Consider the following 26,706-nt stretch of genomic DNA (forward strand, 5'->3'; position numbering starts at 1 on the left):
GCGACGGCCTCCACCGTCGCGCTCTCCGGCGGCAGCAATCGCGCCACCGCTCTATCCTTGAATTCCTGTCCGTATCGCGCCACGTCGTTCTCTCATCATCGCCCCCGAGTTCTTTAGGATTCTATCGAGGCGGCAACTATTCTGGCGCAGGGGGTACCGCCGCAGGAACTTCACGAGAAAATTCGTACGTTGTACTCGCGCACCTTTTGCAGGAAGTAACGAGGGGTAGTCGTTATACAACAGGAGAAATTTGATGAAGCCCAGTTTGATGCGTTTACTGATTAACTGTACTTCGGTTGCGACTGGACTTGTAGCCGCGCCAACCATCGGTTATGCGGTGGCAATACCAATGTCAGAGCTTTATTCGAATGTTGTGACAGGTTCTGGTGTACAGAGTTCAGTCTCTGATAGTTCAACCGTGTCATACACCAGTGGCTCATTGAATTCGTATGCTTCAACTGGCTTTGGCGTCAATCGTGCTTACGCACAAGCCGCGGGTCCTGGGGCAGTCGGAGCCAATTCCGTTTGGTATGACAGCTTTTCGTATAATGGCAGCGCGGGCCCCACGGTTAACGTAAATTACAGCGTTGTTCTGACCGGTAACAACCTTCGAGGGACGGGGGCGGGGGGCTTGGGTGGGGGTGAATACGATCTGATCCGTTATCAGTCGTACAACAGCGTTTCAACATTGTTGTCTTGGATCGAAGTACCAGCCAATGCCAGTAATTTGCGTTTGTTGGGCCCCGGCGCTGCATTGCTCGGATTCGCGAATCTCGATTCGCCAGGAAATTACGACTTGCTCTTTACCGGCTCTTTTTCTATCGCGGCAGGTGAGACTTGGTACATTGCGAGCATATTGTCGGTTGGTGCCGATACGGACCAAACCCTCGATTATGCGCACTCCGCTCATTTTGGCATCTCAACCACAAATGGCTTCCTAATCGATGCGGCTTCTGGTGCTGCGTACCCGAATGCAGTCTCGGCGGTCCCGGAGCCCGCCACACTTATATTGTCGTTAGTGGGATTGAGCGTTCTGGGTATGCGTCGCAATGCCCGCATGGGCTAAACTTGCCTTAGAGTTTCCCCCTTTCCACGCCGTCCCCGCATCCCGCCGTCGCCTGAACAGTGGCAACCGGGTTTGGAAGCCCGACGAATCCAGGAGGATACCGGCCGCATTGCGGCCGCTCTTGTTCGCCATGCTCTTGGAGCGCCCTGATTTCATGATCAATGGTGGATTGGCCCGACACGCTGCACGAATCGACCGGCAGTGCGAATGACGTTGGCCGTCACCGATCAGTTCATGGCCCGCCTTGCGCAGTTGCATGCGATGTTGGCGGTGACCCATAGCGATGCCGGCAACGCCTTCCGCCGCTGTCGGTCGGGTAGGCACTTGAAAGGTGGGTCGGATGCGTGGGAACCAAACCCTATGCATCCGATTCATGGGAAAACGAAAGCCGAATGGGCCGGAGAGTGGGTTTTCTCCTAATCCTGAGTGCCGTTTTTTTGCATCAACCTGCTGACCCAACAAGCAAGGCCATTTTATTTATCAAAATAGGCGTTGTTTTTGATAAATACCCAAAGAATTGGGGATATTAGCGCTGTCAGGAGAAACACCATCAAGGCGGTTTCTGCAGTAAAGTCCGCACCTTTTCTCATTCCGTCAGATTCGTAAAACATAATGCACACCGTTAGAAAGAACGCTATGCATGACGCGCGCCACGCAGAAAGTTGCTTCTTGCTCATTTCTTTCTCCCAGGCTTGCATGCCAAGTGTTGCCGTGATTCCTATTGCGCGGCTCAGGATTTCAGAACCGAATGCAATGGCCGTCTAATTTGTGCTCTCCAGCCCCAAGTTGCCAGCAGCTATCGCACGTAGTGTTCAGGCAGTTATCTTTCAGATAGGTTTCCATGGATCAATCCATTCCGCAAGACGCGCCAGCTAAAGATCCTAGGGTGCCACCCATTGCCGCCCCATCATCGTATTCGTTGCTCAAAATACCAAAAGGGAAACCGAGACTGCTACCCCAATAGATGCTATCAACGAAAAATGCCCTGGAGGCATCATCGTGAAATAGAGCTACGTCAATATGCTATTGACTTTATTCTGATGGGAAAATATGAATATTTGATATTCATATTTAAATGGCGAATATGGTGTAAGGATAATCGATTCCTGAGGGGCCAAGGCATGCCGGCAGTAGATGGTCTGGCAAGTTCGGGGCTGGTTATTCTTCAGGCGCTCTGGGGGGCATTCCGGTATGCAAGGGCTGTGGAACTACCTCGGTTTCGTCGTATTGCCCATCGGTGGCAGCTTGCCCGAGCACCGGATCGATCTCAGTGGCAAGGGCGCTGACGGAGAAACAGCGCCTTGCGGCGCTGTCGGTCGAATAGGCACTTGGATGAATCGGCCGGGGTAAACGGCAAGACCCGCCGTAGCGGGTCTCTGTCTTGAGCCGGGCGAACCGGATCAGGCGGCGTGCTTGGCCTTGCGGCGGCTGAGGCCGAGGCCGGCGAGGCCCATGGCGACGAGGGACAGGGAGACGGGCTCCGGCACCTTCGACGTGGATGTGACGTTCTTGACGTACAGCTGGCTGGACAAGCCGTTGTCCAGGCCGTTATTGACGCCAAAGGTCAGGTTGCCGGTGAAGGCGGTGCCGAAGTTGAAGGTGTGCCAGCCGGAGTTGCCGTAGTTGCCAACGGTGCTGATGTCCGACAGCACATTGATGGCGCCGCCGTCCAGCTGGTACCAGCTGTAATCGTTGAAGGGCAGGTAGTCGTTGGCCTGGAAGAACCAGTCAAACGAGGTCACGTTCGATACGTTGTTCGAGATGGCGCCGTAGGCGGTCAGGTTGGCCTGGTTGGCGGTGGCCGACGCATTGCCATTGGTGGTCCAGGTGCTCAGATCTGCAATGGAGGCCTGGGCGGCGGTGGCAGCGAACAGACCGATGGTGGCGAGGGCCAGCGTGAGTTTCTTCATTTTTCTGAATTTCCCGATTTAAGCAGCTTGTCGAACGGTGTGCGTCAATCTGCAGCGCTTGAAACAGTCCGGTTCATGTCTTCGGTCAAAGATGTTGAAGATATGAACTGGTCATCGGCTGCGGGCTGACATCGTTGTGTTGCCTTACTTGTAGCCATTCTGACCGATGCTTTCGGGGGCCACCGTCGACTAATTCACGCGGCCTGGGTCTGCTCGCGCGCGGGTGCGTGCTTTTTTCACGTTTGCCATTATTTGTATTTTCGCGGGATTGCCCGACCCGCTCTTCGTCGGGCAATCCCGCTCTGTGGAGGCTGGTGCCGGTGCGGATCAGAGCTTGCCGCTGACGGTGACGCCAAGCCAGCGGTCGGTGCCCGGGATGTACAGGTTCCACACTGGCTGGTAGCCGTAATCGACGTTGAACAGGTTCTTGGCCAGCAGGCTGACCTCGAACTTGTTGTCCGCCGTGCGGATGCCAACGGCCGCATCGGTGAGGCCGTAACCGTCCACCTTGCTGTAGCGCGACAGGGAGGGGTCGGTGAGGTAGCTGCTGGTGCGGTTGTAGTTGAAGTTGGCGAACAGGCGCTTGTCACCGAACACGTGCCAGATGTGCTCGGCGAACAGGTTGAAGCTGAAGGGGCCTACGCCGGCGACCCGCCGCCCGCTGACGTCGTAGTAGGGCACGCTGGTGCCGCCCAGTTCCAGCGGTTTGGCGGCGAACTTGAAGTCCACGTAGCGGGCGTCGTTGTAGGCGCCGGACAGGCGCACGCTGGTGTCGCGCACGGCGTAGGCCACGTCCACCTCGATGCCCTTGGTGCGCACCTTGGGCACGTTGCCGACGCCGCTGGTGTAGTACAGGGTGCCGTCGTTGTTGGCGCGGGTGCGGGCGTCGTCGTAGAAGTAAAGGTTGCTGATGTAGTCGCGGGTGTTCTGGTAGAACAGCGTGGTGTTGATGGTCAGGCTGCGGTCGAGCAGGGCCGAGCGCAGGCCGACTTCGAAGGAGTCGGTGCGTTCGGGCTTGACCGGCACCGAGGTGCCGCCGCTGGCGGTGGTGCCGACGATCTGCGAGATGCCGGCCTTTTCTCCGTGCTGCCACGAGAAATAGGCGGTCTGGGTGTCGCTGAGCTTGACGATCGGGCTGATGTTGGCGGCGTACAGCACTTTGCTGACGGACTCCGCCGCGGTCTGGCCGTACAGGCCGGTCAGCTGCGCGGCGCGGATGGCCTTGGCGTCGGCGATCTGCTGGCGCTGGGTGGGGTTCAGCGCGTCGTAGCTGGCCGCGCCGAAATACTTCTGTGCCGCGTAGTTGGCCAGCGCCAGCTGGGCGGCATTGTTGTTGCTGTTGAGGGCGCCGGTGGCGTTGCTGCTGAAGCCGCCGAGGGCCAGGTTGCTGACCGATACCGGATTGAGCTCGGCGGCGAAGCCCTGCTCGTAGATCTGGCTGTAGTTCACCTCATTGCGGCGCTTCTCGGCGGAGGCGCGCAGGCCGGTGTTGATGGTCAGCTGTTCGGTGGGGTGGAAATTCAGGCTGCCGTACAGTGCGGCGGTGGTGTCGTGTTTCTCGGCGTAGGAGTTGTAGCCCAGCCGGTCGAGGGAGTTGACCAGCAGGTAGCGGCCGGCACCGTCGGCATCAAGGCGCCGGTACTGGGTTACGTTGGCGTAGTAGGCGCCGGCGTCGGAGCCGAACTTGGTGCCGCGGCCTTCGCCACCGCTCGACTTGATGACGTCGGCGAGGAAGATCCCGGCCTGGTAGTCGAACAGGCCGCCGACCGGCGAGTTGATGCGCAGCTCCTGGGTCTTCTGGCGGAAGTAGCCGAGGCCCGAGGAGGGGCCGCGCAGGACGTCGAAGGGCGTCGGGTTACTGAAGTTGGGGCTGCCGAAGTCGAAGTGGTAGTCGCGCCAGGCGGTGATCGAGGTCAGCGTGTAGTCGTTGAGCTTCCACTTGAGCACGGCCGAGGCGCCCTTGGTGTCGTTGGCGATCGGGTAATGCTCGGCGCGATTGGATTCGTTGAGGTAGTTGTTGGCGTAGTTCCAGCTGCTGCTCTGGGTGAACCAGCGCCGGCTCAGGCGGCCTGTGTCCTGGAGGTCCTGATTGACGGCGATCGGCTTGCCGCTGGCGTCGAGGGTGTCGTAGAAGGCCGGGACGGCGCGTGGGTAGATGCCGCCATTGGAGGAGATGCCGTATTCCTTGCTGTTGGGTGTCACGTCTACGCTCAGGCGGGCGCTGAAGTCGCGGCTGGGGGTGAGCAGGAACTGCAGCTTGCCGAAAGTGCGGTCGATGTTGCCGTAGCTGACTTCGTTGCCGCCGCCGTTGCGGGCGCTGTAATACAGGTTATCGACGGTGCCGTTGGATTGCTCCCGGTACAGGGTGGCGCGCCAGGCCAGCAGGTCGTCGACGATCGGGCCGCCGAGCACGCCCTTGGTGATCAGCGTGCTGCGCTGGCCGTAGGTGATGGAAGCCTCGGCTTCGGGCACGAAGCGCGGCGCCTTGCTGGTGAAGGTGATCTTGCCCAGGCTGGCGCTGTAGCCACCGGTGGTGCCCTGCGGTCCGCGTGCCACGTCTACCGTTTCCAGGTCGTAGTAGCTGTTGAAGACGGCCATGTTCGACAGGATGTAGGGCACGTCGTCGACGGTGGTGTTCACGCTGGCATCGAAGCTCAGCGCACCGCCGGTGCCGAGGTAGCCCAGGCCGCGCAGGCTCAGCGCGGTGGTGGTCGGGTTGGTGCTGGAGCCGCCCCATTTCACGTTGCCGATGCGCTTCAGGATGTCCCGGTAGTTATTGACCTGCTGCTTCTCCAGTTCGTCGCCGGACACGACGGAGATCGATTTCGGCGTGTCCTGCAATTCAGCGAGCGGGGTCTTGCGACGGGATGAGATCACCACCGAGCCCAGGGTCTGGCCCGTTGCGGCGGGGGCCGCTTCGGGTTGCTCTGCTGCCACCGGTGCTGCGGTGGTGGGGGCGGCCACCGGTGCGGTGCCGTCGAGCTTCTGCTTCAGTGTGGCGTTCTCGGCACGCAACTGGGCGATTTCTGCCTGCAGGGCGCTGACCGACGGACTATCCGCGGCCACTGCTTGCAGCACCGGCCACGCCGCCAGCGCGGCCAGCAACGCAGCCCGTGCAGGAGACGGAAGGATGTGGCGCCCGGCCGGCAATCGTATGGCGTCGTGTGGAACGAAAGGATGGGGTCGATGCATGGACGTGCTCCCTTGTTGGCTTGCGTTGAATGAGGCAAGGCCATAGGCAAAACGCATGCCGGTGCTATTTCCCCGTGTCGAATATGGCTTTTTTCGGGCGGAAAGCGGGCTGGGATGAAAATGGATGGGTTGTTTGCTTATTTGGGAGCAAATGTTTCTGCCCGGAATCAAACAAATTAGATCGGCTCTATCTCAAATTCAACATGTCCCTCGGATGTTATTTTTTGATTTGAGTTTATTTGTTTTTCAAGAACCTATATGGAGTCGTGGGATTGTCGTATGGATATGAATTTATATTGAATGTGGGTGGTGGCCTTTATTGATAAAGGCCGGCTTATCTGGCCATTTGAATTGCGTTGTTGCCCGCCAGCCTGGGGGCTTTATTGGCCCGGTCCGAATCGTCGGCTTGCGTCCGGCCTATTACGCGGAATTGCGGGTCGTGCCGGCGGTCCGGTGGGTCACACCCACAGGCGATACATCCAGAACGATTCGTCCTCGATGAAGCGGCGGGCAAATTCGGTGGGGGCGAAGCCGGTGATGCGCCGCGATTCGCGGCTCATGTGGGCTTGGTCGGCAAAGCCTTCGTCCTGGGCGAGGGCGGCCCATTCAAAGGGGCGCCCGCTTTCGTAACGTTCCCGCGCCGCGAAGAAAATGCCCTCGGTACGCACCAGGGCCTGCCATTCGCGCAGGGAGCGTCCGCTGAAGGCCTTGATGCGTCGTTCGACCTGGCGTGGGCTGTGGGTTTGCCGCCATTCACGGGCCTGCAGCGCGAGGCGCTCGACCCAGTGGCGGCCGAGCTGGCGCAGTGACGGTGCAGTTGAGCTGCGCCCCTGCAGGGCCTGCCAGCGCGGCGCCAGATGCCGTTCCAGCACGGCCAGCGTGGCAGCATCGTCCGGAGCCCGGGCCAGCGCGTCGATGAAGGGGCGCCAGCAGGCGTCCAGCACCGCGTCGGCGGGGACGAAGCGATCATGGACGGCGGCCAGGTCCAGGCTGAACAGGGCCTGCGCCACATCGGGGGTGAAGCACACCAGACCGCCACGCCCGCAGCTCGGCGCCCAGCTCACCAAGGGACGCGACTGGCTGCCCGAGATGACCACCGCGGCGCCGAAGGGCTTCCAGCGGCCGCCGCCTGAATCCGGCTCGACGAGTCCGACATCCATCTCCTGGAACCAGGACAGGGAGATCAATGGCGAGGCCGGGAAATGGGACAGGCGCTGCGCATCGCTCAGCGCCACGCCGCGGGTGTCGCGGCACAGCACCGCCACGACCGCCGTCTGCAGGGTCGGCGGGGCGGGATACAGCCGGGACCGCGGTGCCTTGCCGTCGACAGGCAGCCGAGGTGCGCGGGTCAGCGGGTGGGGGCTGGCGGAGTGGGGCGGCGGCAATGACATGGGCGCACAGTATAGGCAGCCGCGGCGCTGCGGACATGTCGTTTGCGTTCAAGACGCGCCATACGGCCGAGCCAACAATGGCCGCCATGACTACACCGACCTCTTCCCGTTGCCCGCTCCATGCGGGCTCTCCGTCCCCGGCGCCGCTGTCCGGCGCGCCGGGATCCTGGCCACCCGGACCCGCCACTGGCCTCACCGGGTGGAGCCTGCTGCGGCGCATGTCGCGCGATCTGTTGGGCAACCTGTCCGCCTGGCAGGCACAGTTCGGCGACGTGATGCATCTGCGCATCTGGCCGGAGCATCAGATCGTCGTGACCGATCCCCAGCTGACGCGCGAACTGCTGGTGACCCACCACGATGCGCTGATCCGCTGGGAGCGCGGCATGCGCGTGTTCGCCCAGCTCCACGGGCACAGCGTGTTCATCGCCGAGGGCCAGGCCTGGCAGGACAAGCGCCACGCGCTGCAGCCGGCCTTCTCGGGCAAGGCCGTGGAGGCCTTCGTGCCGACCATTGCGGCCGCAACGGCGGCGGCACTGGAGCGCTGGCCGGCGGCTGGGGCGTGGCCGATCGAGAGCGCGCTGACATCGCTGACGATGGACGTGATCCTGCGCATGTTGTTCTCCAGCGAGATCGGCGACGAGGCGCGGATTGCCGAGCAGGCGGTGCGCACGGTCAGCGCGGCGGCCAATGCCGAATTCTACTGGCCGGCCAGCTGGCCCGACTGGATGCCCTGGAAGCGTGACAAACGGCAGGCGCTGGCGGCATTGAACGGTTTGATCGGGCGCCATGTGCACGCCCGTTTGACGCAGCCGGAAGATGCCTGGCCGGACGACCTGCTGGCGCGTCTGCTGCGCTTGCACCGGGAGGATGGACAAGCCTGGCCCTTGCAAGCCGTGCGCGACGAGTGCATGACGACTTTTCTTGCAGGACATGAAACCGCCGCCGCAACGCTGAGCTGGTGGGCCTGGTGCATGGCGGCCCATCCGGAGGCCCAGACGAAGGCTGCGGCGGAAGTCCGGCTCGGCCTCGGTGATCGGCCGCCATCCGCCGCCGATCTGCCGCAGCTGCCCTATCTGGCCCAGACGGTGCAGGAGACGCTGCGCCTCTACCCGACGGCGCCGATGCTCAACAGCCGGCGCTCGACCCGGCCGCTTGCGCTGGGGGACTGGCGTTTCCCGGCGGGGACGATGTTCATGCTGCCGGTGCTGCTGATGCACCGCGATGCGCGCTGGTTTCCGGAGCCGCTGCGTTTCCAGCCGGAGCGCTTCGGCCCCGCTGCGGCGGATTTTCCCCGCGGGGCGTATCTGCCCTTCGGCGCCGGCCCGCGGGTGTGCCTTGGTCAGCATCTGGCGCTGACCGAAATGAAGGTGATGACTGCGATGATCCTGCAGCGTTTTGCGCTGTCGGTGCCCGACGGCATGGCTGCGCCGCAGCCCCGCTTCAACGTGTCCCTGCGGCCGGCTCAGCCCCTGCAGCTGTGCATCTCCCGGCGTGTCGAGGCGGGGTGTTAGGGCCTGCCGGATCTCATCGGCCATCGGCCGAGCGGGTTGTGGCGACTGTTCAGGCCTGCTGCAACTCGGCTCTGGCGAGAAAACGTGCGAAATCGTCGGCCGTCAGCGGGCGGCTGTACAGATAGCCCTGCATCACGTCGCATTCGCAGGCGGCCAGGAAGCACCGCTGTGCTTCCGTTTCGATGCCTTCGGCAATGACTCGCAGGCCCAGGCTGTGGCCCATCGCGACGATGGCGCGCACGATGTTGCGATCGGCCTCGCTGGCGTCCAGATCGGTGATGAACATCCGGTCGATCTTCAGGGTGTCGATCGGGAAACGTTTGAGGTAGCCGAGGGAGGAATAGTCGGCGCCGAAGTCGTCGAGGGCGATGCGCACACCCAGGTGGCGCAGCGCGTCCATCACGGCGATCGTCTCGATCTCCCCATTGACGGCGACCCGCTCGGTGATTTCGAGCACGAGGCGTTCGGGCGGCAGCCCGGTCTGGGCCAGGATGTCCCGGATCATGTCGGTGAGACCGCGCTCGTGGAACTGGTTGGCGGACAGGTTTACCGCGATGTTGATCTGCGGCAGCCCATCCTCCCGCCAGCGGCAGATTTGCCGGCAGGCCTGCTCGATCACCCAGCGCCCGACGTCTACGATGAGGCCGGTGTCCTCCAGAATGGGGACGAATTCCAGCGGTGAGATCGGGCCCAGCGTGGGGTGCCGCCAGCGCAGCAGTGCCTCGGCGCCGACGATATGCCCGTCCGAAATGGAGGCCTTGGGCTGGTAATGGAGTTCGAACTCCTGGCGGGCCAGGGCCTGGTGCAGCGCGCTTTCCAGGATCAGCCGGCGTTTGCCGACCTGGTGCATGTCCGGGGTGTACAGCCGGTAGGTGCCGCCGCGGCGTGCCTCGACCTGCAGCAGGGCGGCGGTGGCGGCGAGCAGCATGTGTTCGGCGTCGTCTTCGCCGGTGCTGCGCGGACAGGCCCCGATCCGGCTGCTGATCGCAATGCGGTAGTCGCCGAGTTCGAAGGGGGCTTCCAGGGCGCGGTTCAGGCGCTCGGCGATGGCGGCCAGCGCCGCCTCCCCGTCGCAGTGGGGCAGGGCCAGCGCAAAGCTGCCGTCGTCCAGGTGGGCCAGGAAATCTTCCGGACCGACCTGCATGGCCAGGCGCCGGGCCATTTCCTGCTGCAATTTGTGGCCGGCGTCGGGCAGCAGCGCACGGATCGCATGGCTGCGGCGCCCCGCTTCGATGAGCAGCAGGGCCACGCTGCTGGGACCGCTCAACAGCGCTTGCAGGTGCAGTTCCAGGCGGGCCCGGTTGGGTAGGCCGGTGAATGGATTCTGTTCTGCGCGCTGTTGCAGGGTGGCCCGCGCCGTGCGCAGCTCGGCCTGGGCCCGGGCGTGGGCGATCTCCCGTTCGAGCACCGGCAGCAGCTTGGGCAGGTCGTGTTTGGCCATGCAGTCGCGGGCACCCCGGTGCATGGCCTCCACGGCCTCGGCGGTTTCCATCGTGCCCGACATGACGATCACCGGCATGGCGGGTTCGCCGCCGCCGGCCTCACCGATCATGTCGAGGGCGATGAGGGCATCCAGATCGGGCAGGTGGTGGTCGCAGACGACCAGGTCCCAGCCCCCCTCGCGCAGTGCGGCACTCAGGCCGGCGCGGTTGCCGACGCGGGTGAGGCGGGCCGAAATCGCGCTGTCGAGCAAGGCCAGGCGCAACAGCTCGGCATCGTCGTCCGAGTCTTCGACCAGCAGAATCTGCAGCACGGTGTTCTCCTTGGGCATCGGCTTGCCTACTCAGAGCAGGTACGGATTTGAATTGTCGGCGATCTTCTCACGCCTGGGCTTGCGTGTGGCTGACCCCACGGCGCAGGCCGCCCCCCACCGGCAGCTCGTCGAACCAGTTGATGAAGCGCATCACGTCGGCGCCCTGGTAGATGGCGCCGTGTTGCGGACAGAGCATGTCGATCGGCAACTGGCTGACCCGTTGGCACCAGTCGCGCTTGGCTTCGGTGGAGCCCATCCAGCGGCGGTGGAAGCCTTCGGCCTGGCGGATGTGGCGATCGAAGTCCTCCACGAACAACGGGTAGTCGCCGGACAGGCGGGCGGCACCCACGTCGCCGCTGAAGAGGATGCGGGCTTTGCGGTCGTACAGGTGGAAGTTGCCCGACGAGTGCAGATAGTGGGCCGGTACGGCTTCCAGGTTGAGGCGGCCGAGGCGGATCGTACAGCCCTCGTCGGGGATGTGGATGAAAGTGTCGCCCTTGCCGCCGAAATGGGGGACGAACTCGGACCACAGCCAGCTCAGGTGGCATTTGAGGTCCGGGTTGAACTCCAGCCACAGGGCCAGCGACGAGATGATGTCCGGGTCCTGATGGGAGGCGAACAGGGTTTCGATGTGGCGCGGATCGACGGCGGCGGTGAGGGCCGAGAAGACCGCCGAGAAGATCTCCGAGCCGCCCGGGTCGGTGAGCAGTGCGCGCTGGCCGTCGACGATCAGGTATTCGTTGGTGTCGATCAGGTAATCGGGGCGCGCCGGGTCGCGGGCGACAACGATCCACTGGTGGTCGCCATCCTGGAAGATGGGGGTGGTTTTTTTCATTGTTGTTCCTGTCTGTGTGGGGATGGCCTAGCCGGCGTGCTGGGTAAGGGCCCGGCGCAACTGCTTGATGGTCCCCAGGATGGCGAGGATGGCGTCTTCGATCTCGTCGGCGACCTGGCGCAGGCTGGCGGCCAGGGCCTGACCATAGACGGCCTCGATCTTGGCCGCCCGGGACAGGGCGATGCCGGTGTTGCACAGGCGCAGCGCATGGTCGAGCCGGTTGCCGAGGCCGAACCAGCGTTCGCTGCCATCGCTGTCGATGCGCGCCTGGCGGGCTTCGATGCGGGTCGCGGCGCCGGCCAGACGCGGCTGGATGTCGGGCGGGACCTGGTCGAGGTGGGCTACGTGCAGCTTGATGCGGGTGGATTCGGCGACCGAATGCACCAGGTCACCGATGAAGTCGCCTAGCTCGTGCATCTGCCGGTCGAGCTGGCCGCTGAACTGGCGCAGTTCGCCGGAGACGATGCCGAAGCCGCGGGCCTGGCTGCCAGCCTGCTTGGCGGCCAGCATGGCGTTGAGGGCCACCAGGTTCACCTGGCGGGACAGAGCCGTGACCTGGCGGATGCCGGCGCTGATCTCGACGACCAGTTGGAGGGGACGTCCGCCGGCGTGTGCGGGGGGAGGGACAGGTTCCATTGATATCTTATTGGGAGTGGCCGGCGGGCGGCGCGGTGCGGAAGTAGGCCACCAGCTGTTGCAGCTGCTCGGCCTGGGCGCTCATTTCTTCCGCGGTGGCGGCCAGCTCTTCGGAGGCCGCCGCGTTCTGCTGGGTGACCTGGTTGAGCTGGTGCATGGCGGTGCTGATCTGGCCGACGCCGCCGGATTGTTCCTCGGAGGCGGCGGCGATTTCCTGGACCAGCTCGGAGGTCTTGCGGATCGCCGGGACCATGGCCTGCAGCAGGTGGCCGGCCTGGTCGGCGAGGCGCACGGAGCTGCCGGCGACTTCGCCGATTTCCTGGGCGGCTTCCTGGGAGCGTTCGGCCAGCTTGCGCACCTCGGCGGCGACGACGGCGAAGCCCTTGCCATGCTCGCCGGCGCGGGCCGCTTCGATGGCGGCGTTGAGGGCCAGCAGGTTGGTCTGGTAGGCGATGTCGTCGATGATGCCGATCTTGTCGGCGATCTCCTTCATCGCGGCAACGGTCTGGGACACCGCGTCGCCGCCGGAAGCGGCTTCCTCGGCGGCCTTGGAGGCCATGCTGTCGGTGAGCTTGGCGTTGTCGCTGTTCTGGTTGATGGAGGCGGAGGCCTGCTCGACGGTGGCGGAGACTTCCTCGACGCTGGCGGCCTGCTCGCTGGTGGCCTGGGAGAGGCTCTGGGCGGTGGCCGAGACCTCTTCGGAGGCACTGCCGAGGCTGTCGGCGGTGCTGCGTACCTGGCCGATGATGTCGGACAGTTTCTCGCTCATGTCGCGCAGGGCGGCCAGCAGTTGGCCGGCTTCGTCCTGACCATGGACTTCGATGCGGGTCGTGAAGTCGCCGCGGGCGATGACCTGGGCTGTGCTCACGGCCTGCTGCAGCGGGCGGCGCACCAGGCGGCGGATCATGCCGTAGAGCACGACATTGAGGGCCAGCACCAGCAGCGCGGTGCCACCGAGGATCACCGCCGCCAACTCGCGGGATTCGCGGGTGAATTCGTCGCGGTAGGTGGTGACCATGATCTCCCAGCCCCACGGGGCGTACACATCATGCACGGCAACCTTCTCGCGGGCCTCGGTCTCGCCGAGTTCCTTGTTGAGCCAGGGATAGAAGGTGGTGCCCTTTTTCCTGGCGAGGACTTCGCGGATGAACTCGCGGCCGCTGGAGTCCTTGGCGCTGAGGATGTTCTTGCCCTCGGCGGCGGGGTGGATATAGACCATGCCCGGATCGAAGCTGTTGTCGAGCACGGCGGCGTAGCCGGTGTCGCCGATCTTCATGCTCAGGAACTTCTCGCGCAGGCTCTTCATGCCGTCGGTCATGTTCATCCCGATGGCGTAGGCGCCGATGATGGCGCCGCGGGCATCCTTGATCGGCTGATAGTAGGCGTAGTTGAACATGCCGTCGCGCTTGGATGGGCCGGCATAGGTTTCGCCGCGCAGCAGGCGCTCGTAGGCCGGGTGCTTGCGGTCGAGGCGGGCGCCGGTGTTGCGCACGCCGCTGGCGTCCTTGCCCGAGCTGGCGACGAAGAAAAAGTCGTCGCCCTGGCGCACCGAGATGGTGGCGACGAGGCCGGTGAGGGCGCTGAAGCGGTCGGCGGCCTCGTTGTCGTTGTTGAGGACCAGGCTGCCGCTCTTCAGCTGCGGAAGCTGCTGGCTGCCGGACGGGATCAGATGGCTGGCATCGACGCTCATCGGGCCGTTGTAGGGCGCGCGGTAGAGGGCCAGATTGCGTTCCATGCCGAGGCGCAGGCTGTCGTCGGCAGTGGCGATCATGTCGAGCAGGCGCTGGGTGGTGCGCTGCATCTCGGCAATGCCGCGATCCTCGAGATAGCGTTCGGCGTAGTGGCCGATGACGCCCGCGAGGAGTAGCACCATGAGCAGGGACAGCGCGCTTTGTACCGCGATCAGGCGGCTGCCGATTGCCATGTCCTTCCAGGACTTGAGTTGCATGACGGTCGTTCCTTGTGGGCGTCGGGGGCCGCGCTTCAGGCGGCCAGGGTTTCGGGTTCGCTGGCAGCCACCGAGGCGAGGCCGGCCAGCTCTTCCACCGAGAAGGTGCGGGCCACGTCAAGCAGGATCACGAAGCGCTCCCCGATCTTGCCCATGCCACGGATGAACTCGTTGCGGATATGCACGCCGAAGGAAGGCGGCGGCTCCACGTCGGTGGCGGGGATCTCCAGCACCTCGTTGACGGCGTCCACCAGCACGCCGAGCTGCTGGATGCCATCCTCGGTGTCCACCTCGACGATCACCACGCAGGTGCGCCGCTTGGGTTCGGTGAGGCCTTGGCCAAAGCGGGCCAGCAGGTCCACCACCGGCACCACCGAGCCGCGCAGGTTGATGACCCCACGGATGTAGCGCGGCATCATCGGGACCTGGGTGAGCTGGGCGTACTCGATGATTTCGCGGATCGACAGGATGCCGATCGCGAACAGTTCGCCGCTCAGGTTGAAGGTGAGGTACTGCTCCCGTTCGGCGGCGTGCGCGGGGGCGCCGGCGTTATCGTGTCTGGGTTGCATGCGGTGTCTCCGTTGGGGGGGCGGGGTATGCCGCTCAGAAGCGGACGAAGTCCTGCGGGGACAGGCCGGCACCGGCAACGGCCAGGTCGGCTTGAAGGTTGTCGGACTTCGCGAGCACGCGCTTCTTGTTTTTCTCGCCGCGGGGTTGCTGACGCAGGCTCGGCGCTGCGCCGGTAGTCTTGAAGAACTGGATCAGCTGTTGCAGCTGCTCGGCCTGGGCGCTCATTTCTTCTGCGGTGGCGGCCAGTTCCTCGGAGGCGGAGGCGTTCTGCTGGGTGACCTGGTTGAGCTGGTGCATGGCGGTGCTGATCTGGCCGACGCCGCCGGATTGTTCCTCGGAGGCGGCGGCGATTTCCTGGACCAGCTCGGAGGTCTTGCGGATCGCCGGGACCATGGCCTGCAGCAGGTGGCCGGCCTGGTCGGCGAGGCGCACGGAGCTGCCGGCGACTTCGCCGATTTCCTGGGCGGCTTCCTGGGAGCGTTCGGCCAGCTTGCGCACCTCGGCGGCGACGACGGCGAAGCCCTTGCCATGCTCGCCGGCGCGGGCCGCTTCGATGGCGGCGTTGAGGGCCAGCAGGTTGGTCTGGTAGGCGATGTCGTCGATGATGCCGATCTTGTCGGCGATCTCCTTCATCGCGGCAACGGTCTGGGACACCGCGTCGCCGCCGGAAGCGGCTTCCTCGGCGGCCTTGGAGGCCATGCTGTCGGTGAGCTTGGCGTTGTCGCTGTTCTGGTTGATGGAGGCGGAGGCCTGCTCGACGGTGGCGGAGACTTCCTCGACGCTGGCGGCCTGCTCGCTGGTGGCCTGGGAGAGGCTCTGGGCGGTGGCCGAGACCTCTTCGGAGGCACTGCCGAGGCTGTCGGCGGTGCTGCGTACCTGGCCGATGATGTCGGACAGCTTGTCGACCATGTCGTGCAGGGCCTGCAGCAGCTGGCCTGCTTCGTCCTTGCGGTTTACCTCGATGCGGGTGGTCAGGTCGCCGTTGGCGAGGGCACGGGCGATCCCCACCGCCTGGGCCAGCGGGCCGGTGATCGAGCGGGTTACGGTGACCGCCAGTGCAATCCCGATTGCAATCGCGATGGCACTCAGCACCAGCATGCTGGTGAGGGCTGCATCATAGGTTTCGCTGGCCTTCTTGGCGGCGATCTGCGTAGCCTTGGTCTCCTCGTCGACGAACTTGGCCAGGCTGTCCAGCCACTCCCGCTGGGCCGGGCGGACTTCCTTGAACAGGAGCGCGGTGGCTTCCGCCATGCGGCCCTGGCGGGCGGTGTCGAGCACCTGGACCTGCAGGCGCAGCACGGTCTGGGCGAGGCCCTTGATCTTGGCGGCGAGGGCGCGCTCCTCGTCGCTGGCGTTGGCGGCGAGCAGCTTGTCCAGCTCGGCTTCGCCTTCCATGTAGCTGTTCTTGCGGGCTTCGAGGCGGGCCGTCTCGGTCTTGGTGACGCTATCGTCCTGGCTCAGCAGCAGGTTGCGCAGGGCGATCGCCGAGTCACGCAGGTTATCGACCATGGCGTTGGTGACGCGGGTCTTTTCGTTGTAAACGGCGGTGATCTGCTGCACGCTGTCGTTGATGGTCATCATGCGGGTGGTGCCCGTGTAGACGATGGCGACGAGCAGGACCAGGACGAGCCCGAACCCGAAGGCCAGGCGTTGGCTGATTTTCAGATTGCTGAACATGGATGTTCTCCGGCTGGGAATTCAGGAAATGAGGGGTCAGGCGGCGGCGCGGTCGGTGACTTGCTGCATGAGGCGCGGAACGTCGAGGATCAGGGCGACCGCGCCGCTGCCCAGGATGGTCGACCCGCTGATGCCCTGGACGCGGCTGAAGACGCGGCCGAGGGGCTTGATGACGGTCTGGATCTCGCCGTGCAGGCTGTCCACCACCAGCCCGGCGCGTTTGCCGCCGTACTGCACGACCACCAGGTTGCGGTCGGTGTTGCGCCCGTCCTTGCCGGCCGGCAGATCTAGGGCGTCGCGCAGGCGGGCGTAAGGCAGGATCTGACCGCGCTGGTTGAGGTAGTCGCGGCGTTGGCCGGACTGGCGCTCGCCGGCAGGCAGTTCGATGCACTCGACCACCTGATCCAGTGGAATCACGAAGGAGGCGTCGCCGACGCCGACCAGGAAGCCGTCGATGATGGCGAGGGTCAGCGGCAGGCGGATGCGCATCGTGCTGCCCTGGCCTTCGATGCTGTCGATCTCGATGCTGCCGTGCAGAGCCTCGATGTTCTTCTTGACCACGTCCATGCCGACGCCGCGCCCGGAGATGTTGCTGAGCTGCTCGGCGGTGGAGAAGCCGGGGGCGAAGATCAGCTTGTAGACGTCTTCGTCGGCGAGGTTCTGCTGGGGGCTGACGAGGCCTTTTTCGACGGCCTTCTTCAGGATGCGCTCGCGGTTGAGGCCGTTGCCGTCGTCGCTGACTTCGATCAGCACGCCGCCGGAGTCGTGGCGGGCGTCGAGGCGGATCGTGCCCTGAGCCGGCTTGCCGCGGGCCACGCGTAGCTCGGCGGCCTCGATGCCGTGGTCCATGGCGTTGCGGACCAGGTGCATCAGGGGGTCGCCGATCTTCTCGACCATGGTCTTGTCGAGCTCGGTTTCGGCGCCGTTGATGACCAGACGGATGTCCTTGCCCAGGTCGCGGGCCACGTCGCGCACCACGCGCTGGAAGCGGTTGAAGGTCTCGCCGATCTGCACCATGCGCAGGTTGAGGGTGCTGTCGCGGACCTCCTCGATCAGGCGCGCCATCGTGGCGGTGGCTTCGAGCATGCGGCGGGCCTTCAGCTGGCCGGCGATCATGTTGGCGCCGGCGCCGGCGATGACCAGTTCGCCGACCAGATTGATCAGTTGGTCGAGCTTGTCGGCATCCACGCGCAGGGTCTTGGCGCGGCCGCTGTCGCGGGCCGGCTTGCTGCCGGCCGCGGGGGGCGCGTCGATGAGGGTGGGCAGGGCCGGCGCGTCGTCGGCGATGACGGGCACCAGGGCGGTCGTCGCGACAGGGGCGGGCGCCAGGGCCCGTTCCAGCTCGGCGGCCTCGAGGGTGCCGCAGCGCACCAGCACTTCGCCGAGGCTGGCCGGCTCCGGCGACAGCGCCGTCAGCATGTCGGCGTAGGCTCGCAGCGGGCTGTGGGGCGGCAGGATGTGGATGGTGGCGTCGTCGCGCACGAAGTCGAAGGCGCCGTCGATGTCGGCGTGGCTGGCTTCGCTCTTCAGGCTCAGTTCGAAGCCCAGGTAGCAGGTCTCCGGGTCCAGCTCGCCGAGGGCCGGCAGCGCATCCTGCAGGGTGACGATGCCCTCGATGTCGCCGAGGCTGCCCAGATAGCGGATGAAGGACAGCGGGTCCATGCCGTGCTGCAGGACTTCGTGGCTGAAGCGCAGGGAAACATGCCAGTTGCCGGTGACGGCGCTGTCGTCGCTGCCGCTCGCGGTGGGGGCGGCAGCAGGTGCTGCTGCGGCGGCGACGGGGACCGGCAGGGTGCTGGCAGTGGTGAAGCGGGCCAGCTGGCCGAGCAGGTCGTGGCCGATCGCGTTGACCACCGGGTCGTGGCCGTGGGCTTTGTCGGCGACGCGCTGGAGCAGGGTGCCAATATGGTCGCCGCTGGCCAGCAACAGTTCGGCCAGTGGGCGGTCGATGGCGAGTTCGTTGCCGCGTACGCGGTCGAGGACGTTCTCGACGGTGTGGGTGAAGCCGACCACCTCGTCGAAGCCGAAGATGCCGGCGGAGCCTTTGATGGTGTGGGCGGCACGGAAGATGGCGTTGACGGTCTCGCCGTCGCCCTCGCCGTTCTCGATCTGCAGCAGGCCGTCCTCCATCTGCTCCAGCAGTTCGCGGGCTTCGAGGAGGAAGGTCGGGATGGCCTGATCGATGTCCATGTTCATTGCTCTCCGCTGGAGGGGTCGGCGGCTGGCAGCAGCGCCTCGAAGCCGCACAGGGTGAGGCTGTCGCGGACCGGCGCGCTGCAGCGTTCAAGGGTGCTGGCCGGCAGGCTGCGCAGGGCGGCCAGCACCAGCTGCAGGCCGGCGCAGTCGATTTCGATGACGTCGCCCAGGTCGAGGCGGCAGGGGGGGGCGTCCGCCGGCAGGGCCAGCAGGGCGTCCCGGACGGCGGCGGCGGTGTAGATGTTCAGCTCGTCGCTGAAGCGGACGCGGGTCTGTCCGTCGTCCCGGGCGATGTCGAGGCTCATGGCGCTTTCCTGGATGCCGGCCGGCTGCTCAGGGCAGGACCAGCTTGGAGACGGCGTTGAGCATTTGCGCCGGGGCGAAGGGCTTGACCATCCAGGCCTTGGCGCCGGCGGCCTGGCCTTCGGCCTTCTTGGCTTCCTGGTTTTCGGTGGTCAGCATGACGACGGGGGTGAACTTGTAGCTGGGCAGCTTTTTCATCTCTTTGACGAAGGTGATGCCGTCCATGTTGGGCATGTTCACGTCGCTGATGACCAGATGGACCTTGCGGCCGTCGAGCTTGCCGAGGGCGTCCTTGCCGTCGCACGCTTCGACCACGTCGTAGCCGGCGCCCTTCAGGGCAATGCTGACGACCTGGCGCAGGGAGGCGGAATCGTCCACCACGAGAATGGTTTTAGCCATGGATGTACTCCTAGAAGAAGGTGATTTCTGACGGGTCGTCGCCGGCGGCAGTGCCACCGCCGGCGTGGATCTGGCGTTCTTCGGCGGTGGCGTAGCTGCCGGACAGGCTGGCCAGCATGCGGTCCACCGGCAGGGGCTGCGGCCAGCCGCCGTGGGCGACGTCGGCGTGGCTGGCGGCCAACTGGGCGGGCAGGGCGTCGATGCTGTCGCGGACGTGGCTGAGGATCTGGCTGACCCGGTCCTGGAACTGGAGCTGGACGAGGGCGTCGGAGACGTCGGACTTGATGCCGGCACTCTCGTTGCGCAGCGTGTGGCTGGACTCGACGAGGCCGTCGATGATGCCGCGGAAGCCGCCGAGCACTTCGCCGATGGCATCCTCCGAGGCTTGCAGCGCGCGGGCGTCATTGACGGCGGTGCTCTCGGCGCTGGCGACGGCGGTGGCGATGGCCTTGCTGATGGCATCCACCGCGGTGCCCATGTTGACGCCGGTGGTCTTGGACTGGCCGGACAGTTTGCGCACTTCGTCGGCCACCACCGCGAAGCCGCGCCCGGCTTCGCCGGCGCGGGCCGCCTCGATGGCCGCGTTGAGGGCCAGCAGGTTGGTCTGGTCGGCGATGCCGGCCACGTCCACCGCCATCTTCTGCAGTTCGACGATGAACTGCTGCAGGCGCTTCACTTCGGAGACCATCTCTTCCTTGTGGCGGTTGGCGGTCTGCAGGGATTCGATCAGGGATTGCAGGCGGGTTTCGCTGCGGGTGAACACGCCGAGCAGGCCGCCTTGGCCGTCGGCCGCACCGGAGGCCGCGTCGGCCGTGCGTACCGACACGTCGAGGCGGTCCACGATGGCGGAGAAGGCCAGGGTCAGGCCGACCACGGCGCTTTCCATCTGGGAGCGGCCGCTCTCGATCTGGCGGCTCCACAGGGGGAACAGGCGTTCGGCCAGTTGGTCGAGGCTGGCCACGTAGGGCGTCAGTTTTTCCACTTGGGTCGTTTCCGTTTGGCGATGGAGTTGCTGGGTTGCGCTGGCAGCGTCCTGGCGCAGGCCGTGGCGGATCGCCCAGCCGATGCCGCCGCCGACCAGCAGCGCCGCGCCTGCGGCGACGAAGGTCGGCCAGGCGGGCGCGCCGACCGCGGCCACGGCGACGGCGCCGGGCAGGCCGGCGCCGAGGGCCAGCAGCGGGGAGGCGGCGAGGCGCGTCATGGCCGCGCTCCGGCGTGAAGGCGGCTGGTGGGCGCGCTGTCGATGTGTCCGCTGACCGTCATTGCTGGGCTCTCCTCGGGTGGATCCGCCGCCTGCGCTGCCGCAGGGAATGGATGCCGTGCTGAATTTATCTGCGCGCATCTGCCGGTCGGATTGGGGGCCACCGTCATGCGCCTGGATTACGGACGCAATGGTGCCGATCGCCGCTGCTGGCGAATATCGGCGGAGGCTTAAAGTTTTTGTCGGAAGCGACCGGTCGCGTGTAGGAGGATTCCTAGGGCGAGCGGGGGGAAGGGAGGGATTTCAGCGGGATGCCGCGGAGCAGACGCCTGCGGCGGGGCTGTGGGGGCGGACGTCTGTGAGGGCGAATTCATTCGCCCGCCGCCGCTTCAGCGCAATTCGACGAGTTGGTGTTCTATGGCGTAGTGGATCAGCTCGGCGCTGCTGCTCATGCCCATCTTCTGCAGGATGCGCGACTTGTGGGTGCTGACGGTCTTGACGCTGAGGGACAGGCGTTCGGAGATGGCGGTGATGGTGGCGCCGGCGACGATCATCTGGAAAATCTGGTATTCGCGGTCGGACAGTGTGGTGTGGGGCAGTTCGTTGTGGCGGGCGCTGTATTCGAGGGCCAGGCGCTCGGCGACGGCCGGGCTGATGAAGACGCCGCCGCCGGCGACCTTGCGCAGCGCCCCGATGAGTTCCTCGCCGGCGTGCTCCTTGGTCAGGTAGCCGGCAGCGCCGGCCTTTATGGCGCGGACGGCGTACTGCTCTTCCTTGTGCATGCTGAGGACCAGGATCGGCAGCCGGGGGTACTCGCTCTTCAACTGCTTGATCAGCTCGATGCCGCTGCGGCCGGGCATCGACATGTCGAGCAGCAGCAGGTCGGGCGGCGCCTGGCGGACCTGGGTGATGACCTCGTCGCCGGTGGCGGCTTCGGCGCAGACCGTGAATTCCGGCGCGTCGCTGAGGACCTGCTTGAGGCCGGTGCGGACGATGCTGTGGTCGTCGGCCAGCATGAGACGGATCATCGGGGGCTGTCCTTGTCGTCTGGAGCGGATTCGCCGAGGGGCAGGCGTACCGCGATGGTGGTGCCGTGGCCGGGTGCGCTGCGGATTTCGCAGCTGCCGCCGAGGGCTTCGGCGCGCTCGCGGATGCCGAGCAGGCCGAAGGACGAGCGGGTACCGGCGGTGGCCGGGTCGAAACCTTTACCGTTGTCGCTGACGGCGATCTCGATGGCGTCGGTGTCCCGTTCGAGGGTGACCAGCACGCGGCTGGCGGCGGCATGGCGGGCGATGTTGGTGAGGCATTCCTGAATGATGCGAAAGGCCGCGGTGGCGCGGGGTTTGTCGGTCTGCAGGTCTTCGGCCGCGGCGGCGTCGAGCTGGCAGTCGATGCCGTGGCGGTGGCCGAAACCTTCGAGGAACCATTCGACGGCGTCGCGCAGGCCGAGGTCGTCGAGCATCACCGGGCGCAGTTCGGACGACATGCGGCGCACCCAGTCGACGGTGTCGTCGATCAGGCGCTTCATGTCGGTGAGCTTGTCGTGCAGGGGCTGGGCATCGGCGGGCAGGCGGGCGCGCAGCCAGGCGGCGTCCATCTTGATGGCGGTGAGCATCTGGCCGAGTTCGTCGTGCAACTCGCGGGCAATGTGGGTGCGTTCTTCCTCGCGTACCGATTGCAGGTGGGCCGACAGTTCCTGGGAGCGGCGGCGGGCGTCGCGCAGTTCCTGCTGGACCTGCTTGCGGGCGCCGATGGCCTGGGCCGCGCTGACGGCGCCGACGATGCGGCCGTCTTCGATGAGCGGCGTGGCGACGAAGGACACCGGCACCGGCGTGCCGTCCTTGTGCAGGTAGATGTCGTCCTCGATGCGCTGGGTCTGGCCGCTGCGCAGTGCCAGCAGGGTGCCGCAGCAGGCTGGGTCGGACGGCGGCGCGTCGGCGGCGGCGCGGTGGATGATGAAGTGGATCTGCTGGCCGAGCAGTTCCTCCTCGCTCCAGCCGAGCAGGCGCTCGGCTTCGGGGTTCATCCACAGCAGCGCACCGCGGGCGTCGGTGGCGAACAGGGCTTCGCCGACCGCGTTGGTGATGGCGCGCAGGCGCTTCTCGCTGAGGCGCAGAGCCTCCTGGGCGTGTTCGTGGTCGCGCCGGATGGCGGCCTCGCGCAGGGCCCGCTCGATAGCGGGCTGCAGGCGCGGCAGGTTGTCCTTGACGACGAAGTCGGAGGCGCCGGCCTTGATGAGGGCGGCGGCGGATTCCTCTCCGACGAAACCCGAAACGGCGATGAAGGGCAGGTCGCAGCCCAGTTCGCACAGCAGCCCGAGGGCCGCGGTGGCGCTGAATTGCGGCAGGTGGTAGTCGGAAATCACCACGTCCCACGGTTGGGTGGCCAGCGCCTCGCGCATGCGGGCTTCGTTGTCGACCCGCTGGACGACGATGTCCGGCCAGTGCATTTCGAGCTCCAGCAGGATCAGGTCGGCATCGTCGGGGGAGTCTTCGACCAGCAGGACGTGCAGACGGGCGGGTGGGCTCATGAAGGTTGGCGGTGGCGTGGCATCAGGCTTTATTGTCCCTTGGGCTTTCCCGCTGCGGCAAGGTGAAGTGGATCGTCGCCCCGGCACCGACGGCGCCTTCCGCCCACACCTTGCCGTGGTGGCGGCGGACGACTCGTTCGACGGTAGCGAGGCCGATGCCGGTGCCTTCGAATTCGCTTTCCGGGTGCAGGCGCTGGAATTCCTTGAACAGCTTGCGGGCGTAGGTGGGATCGAAGCCGGCACCGTTGTCGGCGACGAAGAAGACCCGGCGTTCTTCTTCCGTCCGGCAGCCGAAGCGGATCAGCGGCTGCGGGGTCGGGCGGGTGAATTTCCAGGCATTGCCGAGCAGGTTGTCGAGCAGGATGCGCAGCAGGCCGGCGTCGCCGAAAACCACGAGCCCGTCTTCGATCTGGGTCTGGAGCGGGCGGTCGGGATCGCTGCGTTGCAGTTCGTCGAGAATCTGGCGCGCGAGTGCGCTCAGATCCACCCGCTGCCGGCGCACGGGGCCGCGGCTCACGCGGGACAGCTTGAGCATGTCGTCGATGAGTCGGCTCATGCGCTGGGCGGCGCGCCGTACCCGGTCGAGATAGTCGCGGCCGGCCTCGTCGAGCTGGCCCTGGTGGCGGCGCTGCAGGGCCTGGCTGAAGCCGTCGATGCTGCGCAGCGGTGCGCGCAGGTCGTGGGAGACGGCTGAGCTGAAGGATTCCAGCTCACGGTTGACGTCCTCGAGGGCGCGGGTCCGTTCGGCGACCCGCCATTCCAGTTCTTCGTTGAGCTGGCGCAGTTCGGCCTCGGCCTTCTGGCGCTGGGCGTTCTGGTGGGCCGCGTCGAAGGCGAAGGCCAGGTCCTGGCACAGGTCGTCGAGGAGGGCGACGATCTCGGCGGTGAAGAAATGGGCTTCCGGCGCGTACAGATTGATGAGGGTGATTTCGTCCTGGTGGCGGATCTGGAAGGCCGCCGACGAGCGATAGCCGCGGCTCAGGGCGAGGCCACGCCAGGGGGCCAGGTTGGGGTCGGTGGCGATGTCGTCGCACAGCACATGGCGGCCTTCGCGGATCGCTCGCCGTGTGGGGCCCTGGCCGTCGGCCAGGACTTCGTAGATGGCCAGGGTCGCGTCGATGTAGCCGTCCTCGTGGCCCCAGTGGGTGATTTGAGTCGGTTTGCCGCCTTCCATGCGGCAGGTCCACGCCATCGCCAGGCCGCCGTCCTCGACCATGATGCGACACAGGGCCTGCAGCAACTGTGCGCTGTCGCGGATCCGCACGATAGCCTGGTTGGCCTTGCTGAGTACGGCGTAGAGGCGCGCCAGGTGGGCCAGTCGCTTCTTGGCCAGGACTTGTTCGGTGATGTCGAGGTTGGTGCCGATCAGACGTTGCCGGCGCCCGTCGACGTCGGCCGTGATCTCGGCGTGGCAGTCCAGGTAACGGATCTCGCCGTCCGGGCGGCGGATGCGCATCTGGTAGGTGCACGGCTGACGGGTGGCGATGACGGTGTTGATTTGTTCGAGTACGGCAGGCAGGTCCTCCGGAACGACCAGGCTCTTGAAGTGCTCCAGGCTTGCCACTGTTTCGTTCGGTTCATGGCCGAACAGCCGGAAACACTCGTCGGACCACAGTTGCTCGTCGGTATCGAGGCGCCATTCCCAGCTGCCCAGATGGGCGATGCGCTGGGCTTCGTTGAGGAAGGCGTCGCGGCGGCGGATCTTGTCTTCGGCGCGGATGTGTTCGGTGATGTCGTGGGTGACGCCGATCACGTTGCGTGGCGTGCCATCGGCACGGCGGAACACCTTCCCCTGCACGTGGACCCAGCGGCGGCTGCCGTCCGGCAGGATGAACTGGTGATTGATGTCCAGCGGGACGCCGCCGTTGAGTGTCGCCCCCAAGGCCAGTCTGACCTCCGGGTGTTGTTCTGGGGGGATGTGCCTGAAGATCGCGTCGATGGTGGACAGGTCTGCGGCCGGACCGAGCCCGAGTACCTCGGCGGCGTCTTGAGCCCAGGTCAGGGTGCCGCGGGCGATGTCGTATTCCCAACTGCCGATGCGTCCGATGCGCTGGGCCTCGTCAAGATGCAGGCGGGTGCGGGCCTGCTTGCTGACGGCAGGGCTGATGCGGCTGTACAGGAAGAGGGAGCCGGCGAGTACCAGGACGCCGGTCAGCAGCGCGGAGATCCGCAGTTGTTCGAGCAGGAGGTCGTGGATGTCTCCGGTGTCCAGCTTCTGCACGATGCCCAGGCCGAATTCGGGCAGTGGTGCATAAGCCGCAAGGACGGCATGTCCCCGGTAGTCGCGGGCGAGACCGAAGCCGGACTCCCCGTCCAGGGCGCGGGCGACCGGAATTCGCTCGCCGTTCACCACCTTGAGCGTCGTGAATACGTAGGGGGTCAGGCGGGTCGGGAAACAGTCTGCATGCGCGCCACTGGCTTTGCAGGCGACCAGTTCTCCGGAATGGCCAAGGGTGTCGGTATCGTTGAGAACGTCGGCGAGATGATCCAGGCGTACCTGGACGATGATTTCGTAGGGGGCCGGCGTGTCGGCGCCAACCGGGACGCGCACTTCAACCCAATAGGCCTCGTTCCAGAATAACCAGGTGCGACGGTCGATGCGCATGCGGTTGCGCTCGATGGTGGAACGGGCGCCGGTGGCGGCGAGCGTCCGGCCGTCCCTGCCGGTGACCCACAGGGCTTTCAGGCCCGAGCTCTGGCCGGCGTTCAGGATGCGTTGTAGTTCGGCGTGCAGTACCGGACCACCGATGCCGAGGCGGACAAGGTTTTCCAGGCGGGTCAGCTGGAGGCCTTGTTCGGCGATCGAGGTGGCGTGATGGATCGTGTTGCGCAGGACGCTGATGTTGGCCCCCAGGGCCGATTGCAGGGTGTGCCGGAAAAGGGACAGGGTCTGGCCGGCAAAGGTGCTCACGCCGATCAGCCAGGCGGCGATGGCGGCGATCAACAGCATCGAGCTGCCTACGGCGAACACCTGTCGATCCTGGCGATGGCGATAGAAGTTGCGCAGACCCGTGAGCTGCAGCAGGGTCCGGCCGAGCCCTACGGAGAGCGTTGCCAGGGCGAAGGCCGATGCCCAGTCCAGCGCAAGGTGCCGTCCGCCGAAGTCGAACAGGTCGAAACCGACGACACTGTTCAGTACCTGGGCGGCAGCGCCGAGCAGGATCAGCAGGCATAGCCACTGCAGCAGCAACTGCAGGGCGATGTGGGAGAACGGGCTGCGGGCTCTCGGGAGGCCGGCGAGGATGACCGCGGCGAGGAGCAGTGCGACGGCGCTGGTCGGTGATGGCAGGTCTGCCGCCGGAGGCGCCGTCTGCAGGGCGCGAATCAGGCTCAGGATGGCCAGGGTGCCGAGGGCGACGGCCAGCAGGGTTTGCCATGCCCTTTGCCGTGGGCATGCGGTGTTGGCGATGAGCAATCCTGCACCCGCCAGCACGAAGCCGATGAGGGCCGTACTGCCGGGAGAGCCCAGGACGGAGGACCCCACGCTCAGGTATGTGCTCCATGCAACGAGCATCAGGCCGGAAAGTGCTCCCGTCCAGCCGCGTCGATCTGCATGCACTAGCACACTCGGGTATCCATCCTTGGTCG

At 65.6% G+C, this 26,706-nt stretch carries 19 protein-coding genes; 2 read left to right on the top strand and 17 right to left on the bottom strand.

Features of this window, described 5'->3' with window-relative positions:
- Nucleotides 1-253: 253 nt before the first annotated feature.
- Complete coding sequence (locus tag B4920_RS19340; RefSeq protein WP_079436323.1) at nt 254-1,066, top strand: PEP-CTERM sorting domain-containing protein; 813 nt, start codon at nt 254-256, stop codon at nt 1,064-1,066.
- A 473-nt stretch (nt 1,067-1,539) separates the two neighbouring features.
- On the opposite strand, the gene B4920_RS19350 is transcribed toward B4920_RS19340, so the two are convergent.
- The 4 genes from B4920_RS19350 to B4920_RS19365 all read right to left on the bottom strand — a co-directional run bounded on the left by B4920_RS19350 (nt 1,540) and on the right by B4920_RS19365 (nt 7,559).
- Nucleotides 1,540-1,743: a hypothetical protein gene (locus tag B4920_RS19350; RefSeq protein WP_139379565.1), complete on the bottom strand. Its 204-nt coding sequence runs from the start codon at nt 1,741-1,743 to the stop codon at nt 1,540-1,542.
- Between the two features lie 723 nt (nt 1,744-2,466).
- Nucleotides 2,467-2,976, bottom strand: a complete 510-nt coding sequence (locus tag B4920_RS19355; RefSeq protein ID WP_079436326.1) for a PEP-CTERM sorting domain-containing protein — start codon at nt 2,974-2,976, stop codon at nt 2,467-2,469.
- A gap of 327 nt (nt 2,977-3,303) precedes the next feature.
- On the bottom strand, nt 3,304-6,168 hold the full coding sequence (locus tag B4920_RS19360; RefSeq protein ID WP_161493344.1) for a TonB-dependent receptor: 2,865 nt from the start codon (nt 6,166-6,168) through the stop codon (nt 3,304-3,306).
- Nucleotides 6,169-6,626: 458 nt separating this feature from the next.
- Nucleotides 6,627-7,559 carry a helix-turn-helix domain-containing protein gene (locus tag B4920_RS19365; protein WP_079436328.1) on the bottom strand — a complete coding sequence of 311 codons (933 nt, stop codon included), beginning with the start codon at nt 7,557-7,559 and terminating at the stop codon, nt 6,627-6,629.
- 86 nt (nt 7,560-7,645) lie between these two features.
- On the opposite strand from B4920_RS19365, the gene B4920_RS19370 reads away from it, so the two are divergent.
- Nucleotides 7,646-9,070 (top strand): cytochrome P450, encoded by a 1,425-nt coding sequence (locus B4920_RS19370; RefSeq protein WP_079436403.1) that lies wholly within the window; start codon nt 7,646-7,648, stop codon nt 9,068-9,070.
- A gap of 49 nt (nt 9,071-9,119) precedes the next feature.
- On the opposite strand, the gene B4920_RS19375 is transcribed toward B4920_RS19370, so the two are convergent.
- The 13 genes from B4920_RS19375 to B4920_RS19435 all read right to left on the bottom strand — a co-directional run bounded on the left by B4920_RS19375 (nt 9,120) and on the right by B4920_RS19435 (nt 26,602).
- Nucleotides 9,120-10,841 (bottom strand): bifunctional diguanylate cyclase/phosphodiesterase, encoded by a 1,722-nt coding sequence (locus B4920_RS19375; RefSeq protein WP_079436329.1) that lies wholly within the window; start codon nt 10,839-10,841, stop codon nt 9,120-9,122.
- Nucleotides 10,842-10,890: 49 nt separating this feature from the next.
- A complete protein-coding gene (locus B4920_RS19380) occupies nt 10,891-11,658 on the bottom strand; it encodes an MBL fold metallo-hydrolase (RefSeq protein WP_079436330.1) in 768 nt (255 codons plus the stop codon).
- Between the two features lie 27 nt (nt 11,659-11,685).
- Nucleotides 11,686-12,294: a methyl-accepting chemotaxis protein gene (locus B4920_RS19385; protein WP_079436331.1), complete on the bottom strand. Its 609-nt coding sequence runs from the start codon at nt 12,292-12,294 to the stop codon at nt 11,686-11,688.
- Nucleotides 12,295-12,301: 7 nt separating this feature from the next.
- Nucleotides 12,302-14,242 carry a methyl-accepting chemotaxis protein gene (locus tag B4920_RS30550; RefSeq protein ID WP_254050996.1) on the bottom strand — a complete coding sequence of 647 codons (1,941 nt, stop codon included), beginning with the start codon at nt 14,240-14,242 and terminating at the stop codon, nt 12,302-12,304.
- Nucleotides 14,243-14,277: 35 nt separating this feature from the next.
- Nucleotides 14,278-14,811, bottom strand: a complete 534-nt coding sequence (locus B4920_RS19395; RefSeq protein WP_079436332.1) for a chemotaxis protein CheW — start codon at nt 14,809-14,811, stop codon at nt 14,278-14,280.
- Nucleotides 14,812-14,845: 34 nt separating this feature from the next.
- Nucleotides 14,846-16,489 (bottom strand): methyl-accepting chemotaxis protein, encoded by a 1,644-nt coding sequence (locus tag B4920_RS19400; protein ID WP_079436333.1) that lies wholly within the window; start codon nt 16,487-16,489, stop codon nt 14,846-14,848.
- A gap of 36 nt (nt 16,490-16,525) precedes the next feature.
- Complete coding sequence (locus B4920_RS19405) at nt 16,526-18,679, bottom strand: chemotaxis protein CheA (protein ID WP_079436334.1); 2,154 nt, start codon at nt 18,677-18,679, stop codon at nt 16,526-16,528.
- 2 nt (nt 18,680-18,681) lie between these two features.
- Nucleotides 18,682-18,990: a lipid asymmetry maintenance protein MlaB gene (locus tag B4920_RS19410; protein ID WP_079436335.1), complete on the bottom strand. Its 309-nt coding sequence runs from the start codon at nt 18,988-18,990 to the stop codon at nt 18,682-18,684.
- A gap of 28 nt (nt 18,991-19,018) precedes the next feature.
- Nucleotides 19,019-19,387 (bottom strand): response regulator, encoded by a 369-nt coding sequence (locus B4920_RS19415; protein WP_079436336.1) that lies wholly within the window; start codon nt 19,385-19,387, stop codon nt 19,019-19,021.
- Between the two features lie 10 nt (nt 19,388-19,397).
- Nucleotides 19,398-20,588 carry a methyl-accepting chemotaxis protein gene (locus B4920_RS30555; RefSeq protein ID WP_079436337.1) on the bottom strand — a complete coding sequence of 397 codons (1,191 nt, stop codon included), beginning with the start codon at nt 20,586-20,588 and terminating at the stop codon, nt 19,398-19,400.
- A 389-nt stretch (nt 20,589-20,977) separates the two neighbouring features.
- On the bottom strand, nt 20,978-21,616 hold the full coding sequence (locus B4920_RS19425; RefSeq protein ID WP_079436338.1) for a response regulator transcription factor: 639 nt from the start codon (nt 21,614-21,616) through the stop codon (nt 20,978-20,980).
- The gene (locus B4920_RS19430) at nt 21,613-23,118 is read right to left on the bottom strand and encodes a PAS domain S-box protein (protein ID WP_079436339.1); all 1,506 of its coding nucleotides are present in this window, start codon (nt 23,116-23,118) and stop codon (nt 21,613-21,615) included. The genes B4920_RS19425 and B4920_RS19430 overlap by 4 nt, the downstream gene beginning before the upstream one ends.
- A gap of 22 nt (nt 23,119-23,140) precedes the next feature.
- A complete protein-coding gene (locus tag B4920_RS19435; RefSeq protein WP_161493345.1) occupies nt 23,141-26,602 on the bottom strand; it encodes a PAS domain-containing protein in 3,462 nt (1,153 codons plus the stop codon).
- Nucleotides 26,603-26,706: the final 104 nt, after the last annotated feature.

Origin of the sequence: Zoogloea sp. LCSB751 (assembly GCF_002028455.1) — a bacterium.
GTDB lineage: Bacteria > Pseudomonadota > Gammaproteobacteria > Burkholderiales > Rhodocyclaceae > Zoogloea.

Bases quoted from the DNA above. Each gene is read 5' to 3' on its own strand.
- B4920_RS19340 (WP_079436323.1), top strand. From the start codon at position 254: ATGAAGCCCAGTTTGATGCGTTTACTGATTAACTGTACTTCGGTTGCG.
- B4920_RS19350 (WP_139379565.1), bottom strand. From the start codon at position 1,743: ATGAGCAAGAAGCAACTTTCTGCGTGGCGCGCGTCATGCATAGCGTTC.
- B4920_RS19355 (WP_079436326.1), bottom strand. From the start codon at position 2,976: ATGAAGAAACTCACGCTGGCCCTCGCCACCATCGGTCTGTTCGCTGCC.
- B4920_RS19360 (WP_161493344.1), bottom strand. From the start codon at position 6,168: ATGCATCGACCCCATCCTTTCGTTCCACACGACGCCATACGATTGCCG.
- B4920_RS19365 (WP_079436328.1), bottom strand. From the start codon at position 7,559: ATGTCATTGCCGCCGCCCCACTCCGCCAGCCCCCACCCGCTGACCCGC.
- B4920_RS19370 (WP_079436403.1), top strand. From the start codon at position 7,646: ATGACTACACCGACCTCTTCCCGTTGCCCGCTCCATGCGGGCTCTCCG.
- B4920_RS19375 (WP_079436329.1), bottom strand. From the start codon at position 10,841: ATGCCCAAGGAGAACACCGTGCTGCAGATTCTGCTGGTCGAAGACTCG.
- B4920_RS19380 (WP_079436330.1), bottom strand. From the start codon at position 11,658: ATGAAAAAAACCACCCCCATCTTCCAGGATGGCGACCACCAGTGGATC.
- B4920_RS19385 (WP_079436331.1), bottom strand. From the start codon at position 12,294: ATGGAACCTGTCCCTCCCCCCGCACACGCCGGCGGACGTCCCCTCCAA.
- B4920_RS30550 (WP_254050996.1), bottom strand. From the start codon at position 14,242: ATGCAACTCAAGTCCTGGAAGGACATGGCAATCGGCAGCCGCCTGATC.
- B4920_RS19395 (WP_079436332.1), bottom strand. From the start codon at position 14,811: ATGCAACCCAGACACGATAACGCCGGCGCCCCCGCGCACGCCGCCGAA.
- B4920_RS19400 (WP_079436333.1), bottom strand. From the start codon at position 16,489: ATGTTCAGCAATCTGAAAATCAGCCAACGCCTGGCCTTCGGGTTCGGG.
- B4920_RS19405 (WP_079436334.1), bottom strand. From the start codon at position 18,679: ATGGACATCGATCAGGCCATCCCGACCTTCCTCCTCGAAGCCCGCGAA.
- B4920_RS19410 (WP_079436335.1), bottom strand. From the start codon at position 18,990: ATGAGCCTCGACATCGCCCGGGACGACGGACAGACCCGCGTCCGCTTC.
- B4920_RS19415 (WP_079436336.1), bottom strand. From the start codon at position 19,387: ATGGCTAAAACCATTCTCGTGGTGGACGATTCCGCCTCCCTGCGCCAG.
- B4920_RS30555 (WP_079436337.1), bottom strand. From the start codon at position 20,588: ATGACGCGCCTCGCCGCCTCCCCGCTGCTGGCCCTCGGCGCCGGCCTG.
- B4920_RS19425 (WP_079436338.1), bottom strand. From the start codon at position 21,616: ATGATCCGTCTCATGCTGGCCGACGACCACAGCATCGTCCGCACCGGC.
- B4920_RS19430 (WP_079436339.1), bottom strand. From the start codon at position 23,118: ATGAGCCCACCCGCCCGTCTGCACGTCCTGCTGGTCGAAGACTCCCCC.